We start from the raw sequence: 12776 nt of genomic DNA, 5'->3' as shown, positions 1-12776 counted from the left end.
CCCTGATAACATCGCTGCCACATAAGCAACGCCGCCGGCTGCGACAACGTGCCATGGCAAGCCGGTGATCGGCGCCGTGAGCTGCGCCGGGGGCGCGGCTAGACTTGCACCTTGACGCCCGGCAGGCGCAATTCCGCCAACAGGTCGCGCAGTTCCTGCCGGGCGGCGATGTTCGACATCGACAGCTGCTGGGTGCCGATGTCGCGCAGGTCCAGCAGGGTCAGCCCGCGGGGAAACAGCTCGCGGTAGATCACCCGCTCGGCGAACCCCGCCGCGACGCGGAAGCCGATGCGGCGCGACAGCCGGGTCAGCGCCTCTCCGACCCGGCGTTTGTTGTGCATTTCGGTGGTGCCCAGCCGGTTGCGCAGCACCACCCAGTCGATCGGCCCGGCCCCCGCCTGCCCGCGCAGCTGCCGCGCCGACCAGACCATTTCCGAATAGATCGAGGGCCCCAGCACCTCGCCCTCGGGCGACATCCGCGCCAGCAGGTCAAAGTCGATGAAGCTGTCGTTCATCGGGGTGACCAGCGTGTCGGCCAGCGTATGCGCCATCTGGCTGAGCTTCGTATGCGAGCCGGGGCAGTCGATCACGATGAAGTCATGTTCGGGGTCCAGCGCCCCCACCGCCGCCGACAGCGGGTCCACGCCCTCGACGTCGCGGGGCAGTTCGCCCAGCGTGGGGGTGGGCAGCGCGATCCCCTCGCGCGCCAGGAACGCCATGCGGTTTTCCAGATAGCGGCCGAAGCTGCGCTGGCGCACATCCAGGTCCAGCGCACCGACGCGGTGCCCCATCCGGGCCAGCGCGGTCGCGATATGCATCGAGGTCGTGGATTTCCCCGACCCGCCCTTTTCATTGCCGACGACGATGATATGCGCCACGAATCGCCTCCGCTTGCCGGCGCAATCTAGCGGCTGCGCGCCCCCGAGTCATGGCCGCGCCGCGATTGAGCTGTGGACAACCCGCGAGAATGTCTCGAAAAACCAATGCAAAACGCCGCCCGGCAAGGGCGGCGTCGCTTTTCCTGCAACAGTCGGGATCAGAAGCCCAGACCGGCGTATTTGTTCTTGAAGCGCGAGACGCGCCCCCCGGTGTCCATCAGCTTGGCCGAGCCGCCGGTCCAGGCGGGGTGCGAGGTCGGATCGATGTCCAGCGACATCGTGTCGCCCTCTTTGCCCCAGGTCGAGCGGGTCTGATAGGTGGTCCCGTCGGTCATCTTGACGGTGATCATGTGATAGGCGGGGTGGATTTCGGCTTTCATGGCGCGCGACCTCAGGCTTGGGCGTCGGCCTTGGCGGCCTTCGGCTTGTAGTTGGACATCTCGGCGATACGGGCGGATTTGCCGCGGCGCTCGCGCAGGTAGTACAGCTTGGCGCGGCGGACGCGGCCACGGCGGACGACCTCGATCGATTCGACGTTGGTCGAATACAGCGGGAACACCCGCTCGACCCCTTCGCCGAACGAGATCTTGCGCACGGTGAACGAGGCGGCCAGCGTGTCGCCGCCGCGGCGGCTGATGCAGACGCCTTCGTACATCTGCACGCGGGTACGGGTGCCCTCGGTCACCTTGTAGCCGACGCGCACGGTGTCGCCGGCCTTGAAATCGGGGATGGTCTTGCCGAGAGCGGCGATCTGCTCGGCTTCCAGCTGGGCGATCAGGTTCATCGCATTTCGTCCTTGTCATGCTCGCGGCGGTCCCGCGATTGGTCTGATGCGCCCGAGAGCTGCGTCCTTCGGTCCGGGTCCACATGCCGTCCGGCATATGCCCGCCACAGGTCGGGGCGGCGTTGCTTGGTCAGGCTTTCGGCCTGTTCTTCCCGCCAGCGCGAGATTGCCGCGTGATTGCCCGACAACAGCACGTCGGGGACCCTGCGACCCTCCCATTCGGCGGGTTTCGTGTATTGCGGGTGTTCAAGCAGGCCGTGGGCAAAGGATTCCTCGGCCAGAGAATCCTGATTCCCCAGCACGCGCGGTATAAGGCGGACCGTCGCGTCGATCAAGACCTGAGCGGCGATCTCGCCCCCGGTCAGGACGTAATCGCCGATGCTGATTTCCGTGACGTCATGGGCGTCCAGCACCCGCTGGTCCACCCCCTCGAACCGGCCGCAGATCAGCGTAACGCCGGGGCCCTGCGCCAACTCGCGCGCCAGCGCCTGGGTCAGCGGGCGGCCGCGGGGCGACAGATAGACCACCGGCAGTTCCGGTGCGGCGGCTTTCGCCGCCTGCAGCGCGGGGCCCAGCACATCGGGGCGGATCACCAGCCCGGCGCCGCCGCCGGCGGGCGTGTCGTCCACATTGCGATGCCGGCCCAGGCCGAAATCGCGCAGCTGGATGGTGCGCAGCGCCCAGATCCCGTCGGCCAGCGCGCGGCCGGTCAGCGACAGGCCCAGCGTGCCGGGAAACGCCTCGGGGAACAGGGTGACGATCTGCGCGGTCCAGGGGGCCGCAGGCGCGGGGCTATTCATCGCTGTCCGGCGGATCGGCGACGATGCGCCCGGCCGCGACATCCACGGTCGGCACCGCCGCGCGGGTAAAGGGGATTAGCAGCGCGCCCCCCGGCCCCTGCACGTCCAGGATATCGCCGGCGCCGTGGTCGTGGATCGCGCGCACCCGCCCCAGCACCGCGCCGCCGGGGTCCACCACCTCGAGCCCGATCAGGTCGGCATGGTAGAATTCATCCTCGGGCAGCGCCGGCAGCGCCGCCCGGTCGGCCCACAGCGTCGCGCCCTTCAGCGCCTCGGCCTGCTCGCGGGTCTCGAGCCCGGACAGCCGCGCGGCCAGCCCGCCGGTGACCGGGCGGGTCAGCCGCACCGTGAAGCGGCGCGTGCCGTCCTCGGTCGCAAGCGGGCCATAGGTGGCGATGTCCTCGGCGGTGGTGCAGAAGCTTTTCAGCCGCACCTCGCCACGAACGCCGAAAGCGCCGGCGATGGCGCCGACGCAGACAGTTTCAGCCTTGGCGCCTTCGGTCATGGGCGGCCTTTCGCTGGACAGACGGGCTGCGGCGGGACCCTGCCCCGCCGCAGCCAGGGATCATTCGCTCGCGGCTTCCTCGGCCGGAGCTTCGGCCGGGGCGGCCTTGGCTTCCTCGGCGGCGGCGCGGGCGGCCTCTTCGCGGTCGAGGCGCTTCTGCGCGCGCTCTTTCGCGGCCTTGCCCGGCTCGCCCTTCTTCAGGTTCTGGCGCTCGGTCTTTTCCTTCACGCCGGCGGCTTCCAGGAAGCGCGCCACCCGGTCGGTCGGCTGCGCGCCGTGGCTCAGCCAGTACTGCACCCGGTCAAGGTCGATCTTGACGCGGTCTTCCGAATCCTTGGGCAGCAGCGGGTTGTAGACGCCCAGCTTTTCCAGGAAGCGGCCGTCGCGCGGCATCCGCGAATCCGAGGCCACGATGGCGTAATGGGGGCGTTTCTTGGACCCGCCACGGGCGAGACGGATTTTCATGGCCATTTGGTTGTTCTCCTTTGGAAATGGCGTGTTGCGACGCGCGGGCGCGCCTCAGGACTGAAGGATCTCGTGGTGCCGGATCACCTCGGCGATCACGAAGTTGAGGAACTTGCGCGCGAACTCGGGGTCGAGATCGGCCTCGCGCGCCAGCCGTTCCAGCCGCTCGATCTGCTGCGCCTCGCGCGCAGGGTCCGAGGGCGGAAGATCATGTTCGGCCTTGAGCCGGCCGACCGATTGCGTGTGCTGGAACCGCTCGGCCAGCGTATAGACCAGGATCGCATCCAGCCGGTCGATGCTGGCGCGATGTTCCCGCAGCAGGGCGGCGGCGCGGTTCTGGGCGTCACTCATCCAGGGGCTCTCTTGCGGTTGCGGATTGCGCGGTCATGGGGCGGGCGGTCATTTCTTGCCGAACAGCCCCGAGAGCCCACCCGGCAGGTTCATGCCGCCCAGCTGCCCGCCCAGGCCCCGCGGGTCCTGCAGCATCTTCGCGGCCTCGGCCATCTTGGCCGGATCGGCCTCGGCCAGATCGGGCAGCCCGCCGCCCTTGCCGGACATGGCGCGCATCGCCTGTTTCAGCATCGCGCCCTTGCCCATCTTGCTGACCTTTTTCATGGTGTCGGCCATCTGCCGCTGCATCTTCAGCAGCTTGTTCAGCTCGGCCACCTCCATGCCCGCACCGGCAGCGATGCGCTTCTTGCGGCTGGCCTGCAGCAGCTCGGGGTTGGCGCGTTCCTTCTTGGTCATCGAGTTGATCAGCGCGATCTGCCGGCGCAGCATGGTATCGTCGATCCCCGCCGCCTCGGCCTGTTTCGCCATCTTCCCCATGCCGGGCATCATGCCCATGATGGACTGCATCCCGCCCATCTTCTGCATCTGCTCCAGCTGGTTGCGCAGGTCGTTCATGTTGAACAGACCCTTGGCAAACCGCTTCATCATGCGCTCGGCCTGCTCGACCTCGAGCACCTGCTGCGCTTTCTCGACCAGCGCCACGATGTCGCCCATGCCGAGGATGCGGCCCGCGACCCGCTCGGCATCGAAGCTTTCCAGCGCGTCCATCTTTTCGCCAAGCCCGACGAAGCGGATCGGCTTGCCGGTGATCTGGCGCATCGACAGCGCCGCGCCGCCGCGGCCGTCGCCGTCCATCCGGGTCAGCACCACGCCGGACACGCCGACCTTGGCATCGAACTCGGTCGCGACGTTCACCGCATCCTGCCCGGTCAGCCCATCGACGACCAGCAGCGTCTCGCGCGGGTTCACCACGTCGCGGACGGCCTGCACCTCATCCATCAGCACCTGGTCGATATGCAGCCGCCCGGCGGTGTCGAGCATGTAGACGTCATAGCCGCCGAAGCTCGCCTGCTGACGCGCACGGCGCGCGATCTGGACGGCATTTTCGCCCGGCACGATCGGCAGCGTGTCGACGCCGATCTGCTGGCCCAGGATCGCCAGCTGCTCCATCGCGGCGGGGCGGTTGGTGTCGAGGCTGGCAATCAGCACGCGCTTTTTCTCGCGCTCGGTCAGGCGCTTGGCGAGCTTGGCGGTGGTGGTGGTCTTCCCCGAGCCCTGCAGACCCACCATCAGGATCGGCGCGGGGGGCGTGTCGATCTTCAGCGTGTCGGGGGCGTCGTCGCCCTGCAGGGTGCGGATCAGCTCGTCATGGACGATCTTGACCACCTGCTGGCCGGGGGTGATCGACTTGGTGACCGCGGCCCCGGTGGCCTTGGCGGTGACCGCGCGCACGAAGCTGCGCACCACCGGCAGCGAGACGTCGGCGTCCAGCAGCGCCTGGCGCACCTCGCGCATGGCGGCGGTGACGTCATCCTCGGTCAGGGCGCCCTGCCGGGTCAGGCGGTCGAAGACGCCGCCAAGACGGTCAGAAAGGCTCTCGAACATCGCGACCTCCGGCTATCGCCGCATCAAAACCAGTATGGCCCCCGTGGGCGCATCCGCGCTGACGGGGGGCGATCCCCGAACAGGCGGGGACCGGAAGGATGACCTTCCGGGGAATCCGGGTGGACATTTCAGATCGCGGGGCCAGAGTCAACCTTGCCTGCGCAGATGGGGGCGCAGATGGGGGCTCCGCCCCCGCCGCGTTGCGGCTCCCCCGGGGTATTTGAGCCAGAAAGAACACCATGAACCCACCGATCAGCCGCTTTGCCATCCCGAATCTGCGCGCCCTGCCCACCGATATCCAGGAAATGATCCGCGCCGTGCAGGAGAAATCCGGCTTCGTGCCGAACGTGTTCCTGGCGCTGGCGCACCGCCCGGCCGAGTTCCGGGCCTTCTTCGCCTATCACGAGGCGCTGATGGACAAGGACGAGGGCCTGTCGCGGGCCGAGCGCGAGATGATCGTGGTCGCCACCAGCGGGCTGAACCGCTGCCAGTATTGCGTGGTGGCGCATGGGGCGATCCTGCGGGTGCGGGCCAAGGATCCGCAACTGGCCGACCGGCTGGCGGTCAACTGGCGCAAGACGCCGCTGAGCGACCGCCATTACGCCATGCTGGATTATGCCGAGCTGGTGGCAATGGAGGCCGAGAACGTCACCCAGGACGATTACGAGGACATGATCGAGGCGGGCTTCACTCCTGACGAGATCTGGGACATCGGCGCCATCGCCGCCTTCTTCGGCATGTCGAACCGGATCGCGAACATGGCGGACATCCCCCCGAACGAGGAGTTCTTCATGCTGGGCCGGGTGCCGCGCCAGCAGTGACCCGCTCGCGCAGGGCCTTGCCGGCGCTGGCGGCGCGGCGCAGCGCCCCGGCGAGGGTGATCACATCGATGGCGGTGGCCACGAAGCGTGCGCCCTCGGCGATGGCGCGGCTGGCGTTCGGCTCGTCGGTCCAGATGATGCCGGGGGCCTTGCCCGCCGCCGCGATCCGCCTTGTCGCGTCCGAGATCGCCGCCAGCACCTCGGGGTGGTCGAGCTGGCCCAGATACCCCATGTCCGCCGACAGGTCGGCCGGGCCCAGGAACACCCCGTCCACGCCCTCGACCGTCAGGATTTCGTCCAGCGCCGCCAGCCCGGCGCGGGTCTCCACCTGCACCCCCAGCCAGATCTGCGCATCGGCCGTGGCCAGGTAATCGGGGATCCCCGAAAACCGCGAGGCCCGCGCCAGCGCCGAGCCGACCCCGCGCATCCCCCGCGGCGGATAGCGCACGGCGCGGACCAGCGCCTGCGCCTGCGCGGCGCTGTCCACCATCGGGATCAGCAGCGACTGCGCGCCAAGGTCCAGCGCCTGCTTGATCGCCCAATCCTCGCCCATCGGCAGCCGCACCACCGGGCTGCTGCCCGAGGCCTCGACCACGCTCAGCTGCGCGAGGATCGAGCGCAGGTCGTTCGGCGCGTGCTCGCCGTCGATCAGCAGCCAGTCGAAGCCGGCGGTGGCGGCGATCTCGGCGGCATAGGGGTCGGCAAGGCCCAGCCAGGCGCCGATCAGCACCTCGCCTGCGGCAAGCCGGGATTTGAAATTGTTCTGGGGGGCGGGCATCTTCAGGCTCTGCTGGTGGAACGCCGGCAGCATGGCCCGCGCCGTCTCCCTGCACAAGCGGGCTTCTTTCTGGCCCAAATACCCATGCCGCCGCGCCGCAAGGGCCAGCGGCGACACCCTGCCGCCGCTGCGCCCAGGCGCCCGTTCAGGCGGCCCGCGCCTCGGGGTCCACCAGCGCCACCAGATCCATCATGATCCGGTTCAGCTCGAAATCCTTGGGCGTATAGACCCGCGCCACCCCCATCGCGCGCAGCTGCGCGGCGTCGTCCTCGGGGATGATGCCGCCGACGATCACCGGGATGTGGCCCAAGCCCGCCGCGCGCATCCGCTCCATCACGTCGCGGACCAGCGGCAGGTGGCTGCCCGACAGGATCGACAGCCCGACCACATGCGCATGCTGTTCCTGCGCGGCCGCGACGATCTCGGCCGGGGTCAGGCGGATGCCGTCATAGGTGATGTCCATGCCGCAGTCGCGAGCGCGGAAGGCGATCTGCTCGGCGCCGTTGGAATGTCCGTCCAGCCCCGGCTTGCCGACCACGAACTTCATCCGCCGCCCCAGCCGGGTGCTGACCGCATCCACCGCCTCGCGGATCGGCTCGAGCCCTTCGGTCCGGTTCGAGGGCGAGGGCGAGACGCCGGTGGGGCCGCGGTATTCGCCGTGGACCGCGCGCATGACGCCCGCCCATTCGCCGGTGGTGGCCCCGGCCTTCGCCGCCGCGATCGAGGCGGGCATGATATTGCGCCCCTCTTGCGCGTCCGCGCGCAAGCGCGACAGCGCGGCCTCGACGGCCGCGTTGTCGCGGGCCTGGCGCCAATCGTCCAGCCTTGCGATCTGGTCCTGTTCCACCGCCGGATCGACGACCAGGATGCCGCCGTCGCCCGAGGTCAGCGGCGAGGGCTCGCCCTGCTGCCAGCGGTTGACGCCGACCACCACGGTCTCGCCATCCTCGACCCGGTTCAGCCGGGCGGCGTTCGATTCGACCAGCCGCGATTTCATGTAGTCGATGGCCGCGATGGCACCACCCATCTCGTCCAGCAGCTTGAGCTCGGCGCGCGCCCCGTCCTTCAGCGCCTCGACCTTTGCGGCCACCGCCGGGTTGCCGTCGAACAGGTCGCCGTATTCCAGCAGGTCGGTCTCATAGGCCATGATCTGTTGCATCCGCAACGACCACTGCTGGTCCCAGGGGCGCGGCAGGCCCAGCGCCTCGTTCCAGGCCGGCAGCTGCACGGCGCGGGCGCGGGCGTTCTTCGACAGCGTCACCGCCAGCATCTCGATCAGGATCCGGTAGACGTTGTTTTCCGGCTGCTGCTCGGTCAGGCCCAGGCTGTTGACCTGCACCCCGTAGCGGAAGCGGCGGTATTTCTCGTCCTCGATGCCGTAGCGGTCGCGGCAGATCTCGTCCCACAGCTCGGTAAAGGCGCGCATCTTGCACAGCTCGGTGACGAAGCGGATGCCCGCGTTCACGAAGAAGCTGATGCGGCCGACCATGGCCGGGAACGCCTCGGGCGCGACCTTGGTTTTCAGATCGTCCAGCACCGCGATGCCGGTGGCCAGCGCATAGGCCAGTTCCTGTTCCGGCGTCGCCCCGGCCTCTTGCAGGTGATAGGAACACACGTTCATCGGGTTCCATTTCGGCAGCTGCTGCGCCGTATATGCGGCAACGTCGGTAATCATCCGCAGGCTGGGCTTGGGCGGGCAGATATAGGTGCCGCGCGACAGGTATTCCTTGATGATGTCGTTCTGCACCGTGCCCTGCAGCTTCGAGACATCCGCCCCCTGCTCTTCGGCCACTGCGATATAAAGCGACAGCAGCCACGGCGCGGTGGCGTTGATGGTCATCGAGGTGTTCATCTGCTCCAGCGGGATCTGGTCGAACAGCGTGCGCATGTCGCCCAGATGGCAGACGGGAACGCCGACCTTGCCGACCTCGCCCCGCGCCAGCACATGGTCCGAATCATAGCCGGTCTGCGTCGGCAGGTCGAACGCCACCGACAGCCCGGTCTGCCCCTTGGCGAGGTTGGTGCGGTAAAGCTGGTTGGACTTCGCGGCGGTGGAATGGCCGGCATAGGTGCGGAACAGCCAGGGTTTGTCCTTGGGGGCCACGGCGAATCCCTTTCGCAAGATTCTTTCGGTTGGGGTCAGTTAGCGGACATAATGCTGCGCCGTCAATTCGCTGCGGCGCGGCACTGCTCTTGCGTGACGGCGGGAGCCTCCGGCGGGGATATTTGGGCCACGATGAAAGCCGCGCTCTCAGGACGCGGCGACGAGAGGGACATAATATTGCGCGACCTATGCGGGACACTATTGCAATGTTGCGCGCGGCTCTTTAGCGATTGGGACCGGACGCCGCGATTCTGCGCTGCGGCATGATTACGCAAGGACTATGGCCATGGCCCTCGACAACCCCAGCCCCATCGCCCCCTATGACGCACCGCAAAAGGATCTCTACGAAATCGGAGAGATGCCGCCCCTGGGCCATGTTCCCAAGCAGATGTACGCTTGGGCGATTCGCCGCGAGCGGCATGGCGAGCCCGACAAGGCCATGCAGGTCGAGGTCGTCGACACCTGGGAGATCGACAGCAACGAGGTGCTGGTGCTCGTGATGGCCGCGGGCGTCAACTACAACGGCATCTGGGCGGGGCTGGGCACGCCGGTCAGCCCCTTCGACGGGCACAAGCAGCCTTATCACATCGCCGGCTCGGACGCCTCGGGGATCGTGTGGAAGGTCGGCGACAAGGTGCGCAACTGGAAGGTCGGCGACGAGGTCGTGATCCACTGCAACCAGGATGACGGCAACGACGAGGAATGCAACGGCGGCGACCCGATGTATTCGCCCAGCCAGCGCATCTGGGGCTACGAGACCCCGGACGGCAGCTTCGCCCAGTTCACCCGCGTGCAGGCCCAGCAGCTGATGCCGCGCCCGCGCCACCTGACCTGGGAGGAATCGGCCTGCTACACGCTGACGCTGGCCACCGCCTATCGGATGCTGTTCGGGCACGAGCCGCATGAGCTCAAGCCCGGCATGAACGTGCTGGTCTGGGGCGCCTCGGGCGGGCTGGGGTCCTTCGCGATCCAGCTGATCAACGCCGCCGGCGCCAACGCCATCGGGGTGATCTCGGAAGAGGACAAGCGCGAGTTCGTGATGAACCTGGGTGCCAAGGGCGTCATCAACCGCAAGGATTTCAACTGTTGGGGCGCCCTGCCCAAGGTCAACAGCGAGGAATACAAGCAGTGGTTCAACGAGGTCCGCAAGTTCGGCAAGGCGATCTGGGACATCACCGGCAAGGGCAACAACGTCGACATCGTCTTTGAGCACCCGGGCGAGGCGACCTTTCCGGTGTCGACCTTCGTCTGCAAAAAGGGCGGCATGGTGGTGATCTGCGCCGGCACCACCGGCTTCAACTGCACCTTCGACGTGCGCTACATGTGGATGCACCAGAAGCGCCTGCAGGGCTCGCATTTCGCGCATCTCAAGCAGGCCTCGGCCGCGAACCGGCTGATGCTGGAACGCCGCATCGACCCGGCCATGTCCGAGGTGTTCCCCTGGGCGGACATCCCGCAGGCGCATCTGAAGATGCTGCGCAACCAGCACAAGCCGGGCAACATGGCGGTGCTGGTGCAGGCGCCCGAGGCCGGGCTGCGCACCTTCGAGGACGCGCTCGAGGCCGGCCGCAGGGGCTGAGCGCCCATCCCCGGAACGCGGAAGCGCGCCCCTTTTGGGCGCGCTTTTCGTTGGTGCGGTGCGGCTCAGTAATTCCCGGGCGGGTCGCTGGACGGGAACGAGGCGTCGCTGGCCTCGTCCACCGCGTCCCAGCGCCGCGGCGGGTCGCGCATGGCGCCGCGCCCGGCGGGGCGGACGAAATCGCAGTCCTCGGTCGCCTCGCCCTCGGCCGCGGCCTTGTCGGAAATCGCCGCCAGCCGCCCGCGCCGATGCAGCCGCCGGTGCGAGTGGTGCCCCTTACGGCAGAACATCGCGGCGGCCCAGCCCAGCACCCCGGCCAGCGCCACATAGGGCAGGATCGAACCGGCCCGCTCATGGTGATGTGTCATCTTGCTTTGCTCCGTTGCAGCCCGGCGGCGCCCTGCGGCAACCGCGGTCGCGACCCCAACGCGCCCGGCCGCCGCGCGGATCCACGCAGCCACTGCCGCCGGCGCTTTCATCGTGGCCCAAATATCCCCGCCGGAGGCCCCGGCCGCGCCACCCTGCGGGCCGCCCCCGCCTGTTCCCCGAATGCCGCCGCTTGGCCCCACCCGCCGCCGCGGCTAGGATGGCGCGATGCAGCCGACGCTTCGCCTCGACGCCCCCGCCGAACGGCCCGATCCGCCGTCGCTTTCCGCCGATCAGGCCGAGGCCTGGGACCGGCTGGCCGAGGCGCTGGCCGCCGCCGGCGTGGACCTCATGTCCGAGGAAATCGTGCCCCCCGCGCCCGGCAAGGCGCAGGTGCTGGCGGTGCTCGGCAAGGCGGGGTCGGGCAAGACGCTGCTGCTGGCCGAGATCACCCGGGCGCTGGTCGCAGCCGGGGTGCATGTGGTCAGCGGCGATTACGAGGGCAAGCGCCGCAAGGACGCCCGCAGCGTGGCGATTCTGGCGCCCACCAACAAGGCGGCCTTTGTCCTGCGCACGCGGGGCGTGCCCGCCACCACCATCCACCGGATCCTTTATACTCCGGTCTACGATCCCGAATACGAGCGCCTGGCCGAGTGGCTGGCCGGCACCGGCGAGCGCCCGGTGATCGCGGCGCTCAGCGACGAGGCGATGGACCGGGCGCTGCTGTTCTATCAGCAGCACGGCTCGATCCCCGGGGCGCTGGCGGCGGCGGGGCTGCGGGGCTCGGATTTCATCACCGGCTGGAAACGGCGCGAGGACCCGCTGGACATCGGGCTGATCGACGAATCCTCGATGCTGGACGAACGCCAGTTCGAGGATCTGCGCGAGATCTTTCCGCTGCTGGTGCTGTTCGGCGATCCGGCGCAGCTGGCCCCGGTGGGGCAGTCGGGACAGATGGTGTTCGACCGGCTGGCGGCGCCTCAAAAGCTGATGCTCAGCCGTATCCACCGGCAGGCGGGCGACAGCCCGATCCTCGACCTCGCCCATGCGTTGTCCGACCCGGCGGTGGATTTCCCGGGCTTTGAACGGCTGGTGCGTGACGCTGCCAGCCGCGACGACCGGGTGGTCTGGGCGGAACGCATGGACAGCGACCTGATGGCGCGCTCGCCCGCGCTGGTCTGGCGCAACGCCACGCGGGTGCGGCTGATCACCGCCTTTCGCGCCGCCCATGGCGCGCCGGGCGATGCGCTGCTGCCGGGCGAGCCGCTGGTCTGCGACGGGATCGAGCTGCCGCTGAAGCACCGCAAGAAGCGCATCGATCTCGAGGCGCGCGGGCTGATCAAGGGCGCGCAGGTGATCTATCTGGGGCCGGGCAAGAAGCCGGGGTTTTCGCGGCTGCACGTCATCGGCGTCCCCGAGCCGCGGCTGTGGGCCGCCAGCATCATCAAGATCGAGACGCCGGACGTCGAGGAACCCTTCATCCCCTATGCCGCCCGCATGGGCGCGGCCTTCCTGCACGGCGCCGCGGTGACGATCCACAAGGCACAGGGCTCGCAATGGCCCGAGGTGCAGCTGTTCGGCCCCGACATCTCGGCCGCCGCCTGGGCGAACCGGACCGAGGCCGGGCTGCCGCTGTGGAAGCGGCTGGCCTATGTCGCGATCACACGCGCGCAGGAGCGGCTGTTCTGGGTCACCCGCGCGGCGCTGGCGCGGCCGAAATCGGGGCTGTCGGTCAGCGACCTGACGGTCGAGGCCGCGGCGCTGGAGCTGGCGGCGCCCGAAGCCGCGCCCGAATGAGCG

The 12776-nt window shown here is 68.7% G+C and carries 14 protein-coding genes; 3 read left to right on the top strand and 11 right to left on the bottom strand.

Going from position 1 to position 12776, the window contains the following annotated elements:
• Nucleotides 1–98 precede the first annotated feature (98 nt).
• From BUB57_RS07635 to ffh, 8 genes are all read right to left on the bottom strand, one after another.
• Entirely contained in the window at nt 99–878 is a 780-nt protein-coding gene (locus BUB57_RS07635; protein ID WP_073064590.1) for a division plane positioning ATPase MipZ, read from the bottom strand.
• A gap of 158 nt (nt 879–1036) precedes the next feature.
• Entirely contained in the window at nt 1037–1258 is a 222-nt protein-coding gene (rpmE, locus tag BUB57_RS07630; protein WP_073064586.1) for a 50S ribosomal protein L31, read from the bottom strand.
• Nucleotides 1259–1269: 11 nt separating this feature from the next.
• On the bottom strand, nt 1270–1662 hold the full coding sequence (rplS, locus tag BUB57_RS07625; protein ID WP_073064583.1) for a 50S ribosomal protein L19: 393 nt from the start codon (nt 1660–1662) through the stop codon (nt 1270–1272).
• On the bottom strand, nt 1659–2462 hold the full coding sequence (trmD, locus tag BUB57_RS07620; protein WP_234952012.1) for a tRNA (guanosine(37)-N1)-methyltransferase TrmD: 804 nt from the start codon (nt 2460–2462) through the stop codon (nt 1659–1661). Before trmD ends, rplS begins: the two co-directional genes overlap by 4 nt.
• Entirely contained in the window at nt 2455–2967 is a 513-nt protein-coding gene (gene rimM, locus BUB57_RS07615; RefSeq protein ID WP_073064576.1) for a ribosome maturation factor RimM, read from the bottom strand. The genes trmD and rimM overlap by 8 nt, the downstream gene beginning before the upstream one ends.
• Before the next feature lie 60 nt (nt 2968–3027).
• Nucleotides 3028–3438, bottom strand: a complete 411-nt coding sequence (rpsP, locus tag BUB57_RS07610; protein ID WP_073064574.1) for a 30S ribosomal protein S16 — start codon at nt 3436–3438, stop codon at nt 3028–3030.
• A 48-nt stretch (nt 3439–3486) separates the two neighbouring features.
• Nucleotides 3487–3783: a chorismate mutase gene (locus BUB57_RS07605; protein WP_073064571.1), complete on the bottom strand. Its 297-nt coding sequence runs from the start codon at nt 3781–3783 to the stop codon at nt 3487–3489.
• 48 nt (nt 3784–3831) lie between these two features.
• Complete coding sequence (gene ffh, locus BUB57_RS07600; protein ID WP_073064568.1) at nt 3832–5328, bottom strand: signal recognition particle protein; 1497 nt, start codon at nt 5326–5328, stop codon at nt 3832–3834.
• A gap of 239 nt (nt 5329–5567) precedes the next feature.
• Here ffh and BUB57_RS07595 point away from each other — a divergent pair, with 239 nt between their 5' ends.
• Complete coding sequence (locus tag BUB57_RS07595) at nt 5568–6149, top strand: peroxidase-related enzyme (protein WP_073064565.1); 582 nt, start codon at nt 5568–5570, stop codon at nt 6147–6149.
• Here the strand turns inward: BUB57_RS07595 and BUB57_RS07590 are convergent.
• Nucleotides 6118–6927: an aldolase/citrate lyase family protein gene (locus tag BUB57_RS07590; protein WP_073064836.1), complete on the bottom strand. Its 810-nt coding sequence runs from the start codon at nt 6925–6927 to the stop codon at nt 6118–6120. The genes BUB57_RS07595 and BUB57_RS07590 overlap by 32 nt on opposite strands.
• Nucleotides 6928–7072: 145 nt before the next feature.
• Nucleotides 7073–9031, bottom strand: a complete 1959-nt coding sequence (locus tag BUB57_RS07585; RefSeq protein ID WP_073064563.1) for a protein meaA — start codon at nt 9029–9031, stop codon at nt 7073–7075.
• A 286-nt stretch (nt 9032–9317) separates the two neighbouring features.
• On the opposite strand from BUB57_RS07585, the gene ccrA reads away from it, so the two are divergent.
• On the top strand, nt 9318–10610 hold the full coding sequence (gene ccrA / locus BUB57_RS07580; protein WP_073064832.1) for a crotonyl-CoA carboxylase/reductase: 1293 nt from the start codon (nt 9318–9320) through the stop codon (nt 10608–10610).
• Between the two features lie 65 nt (nt 10611–10675).
• Here ccrA and BUB57_RS07575 read toward each other — a convergent pair whose 3' ends face one another.
• Entirely contained in the window at nt 10676–10978 is a 303-nt protein-coding gene (locus BUB57_RS07575) for a hypothetical protein (protein WP_143159654.1), read from the bottom strand.
• Between the two features lie 226 nt (nt 10979–11204).
• On the opposite strand from BUB57_RS07575, the gene BUB57_RS07570 reads away from it, so the two are divergent.
• Nucleotides 11205–12773 carry an ATP-dependent DNA helicase gene (locus BUB57_RS07570; protein WP_073064561.1) on the top strand — a complete coding sequence of 523 codons (1569 nt, stop codon included), beginning with the start codon at nt 11205–11207 and terminating at the stop codon, nt 12771–12773.
• Nucleotides 12774–12776: the final 3 nt, after the last annotated feature.

Source organism: Paracoccus solventivorans (assembly GCF_900142875.1).
Classification (GTDB): Bacteria; Pseudomonadota; Alphaproteobacteria; order Rhodobacterales; family Rhodobacteraceae; genus Paracoccus; species Paracoccus solventivorans.
Note: the sequence above shows the minus strand (reverse complement) of the source record. Positions and strands in the feature narration are given on the sequence as shown.

Coding starts and splice junctions, on each gene's coding strand:
- BUB57_RS07575 (WP_143159654.1), bottom strand. CDS start 10,978: ATGACACATCACCATGAGCGGGCCGGTTCGATCCTGCCCTATGTGGCG.
- BUB57_RS07605 (WP_073064571.1), bottom strand. CDS start 3,783: ATGAGTGACGCCCAGAACCGCGCCGCCGCCCTGCTGCGGGAACATCGC.
- BUB57_RS07595 (WP_073064565.1), top strand. CDS start 5,568: ATGAACCCACCGATCAGCCGCTTTGCCATCCCGAATCTGCGCGCCCTG.
- ccrA (WP_073064832.1), top strand. CDS start 9,318: ATGGCCCTCGACAACCCCAGCCCCATCGCCCCCTATGACGCACCGCAA.
- trmD (WP_234952012.1), bottom strand. CDS start 2,462: ATGAATAGCCCCGCGCCTGCGGCCCCCTGGACCGCGCAGATCGTCACC.
- BUB57_RS07590 (WP_073064836.1), bottom strand. CDS start 6,927: ATGCCCGCCCCCCAGAACAATTTCAAATCCCGGCTTGCCGCAGGCGAG.
- rpmE (WP_073064586.1), bottom strand. CDS start 1,258: ATGAAAGCCGAAATCCACCCCGCCTATCACATGATCACCGTCAAGATG.
- rplS (WP_073064583.1), bottom strand. CDS start 1,662: ATGAACCTGATCGCCCAGCTGGAAGCCGAGCAGATCGCCGCTCTCGGC.
- rimM (WP_073064576.1), bottom strand. CDS start 2,967: ATGACCGAAGGCGCCAAGGCTGAAACTGTCTGCGTCGGCGCCATCGCC.
- BUB57_RS07570 (WP_073064561.1), top strand. CDS start 11,205: ATGCAGCCGACGCTTCGCCTCGACGCCCCCGCCGAACGGCCCGATCCG.
- rpsP (WP_073064574.1), bottom strand. CDS start 3,438: ATGGCCATGAAAATCCGTCTCGCCCGTGGCGGGTCCAAGAAACGCCCC.
- ffh (WP_073064568.1), bottom strand. CDS start 5,328: ATGTTCGAGAGCCTTTCTGACCGTCTTGGCGGCGTCTTCGACCGCCTG.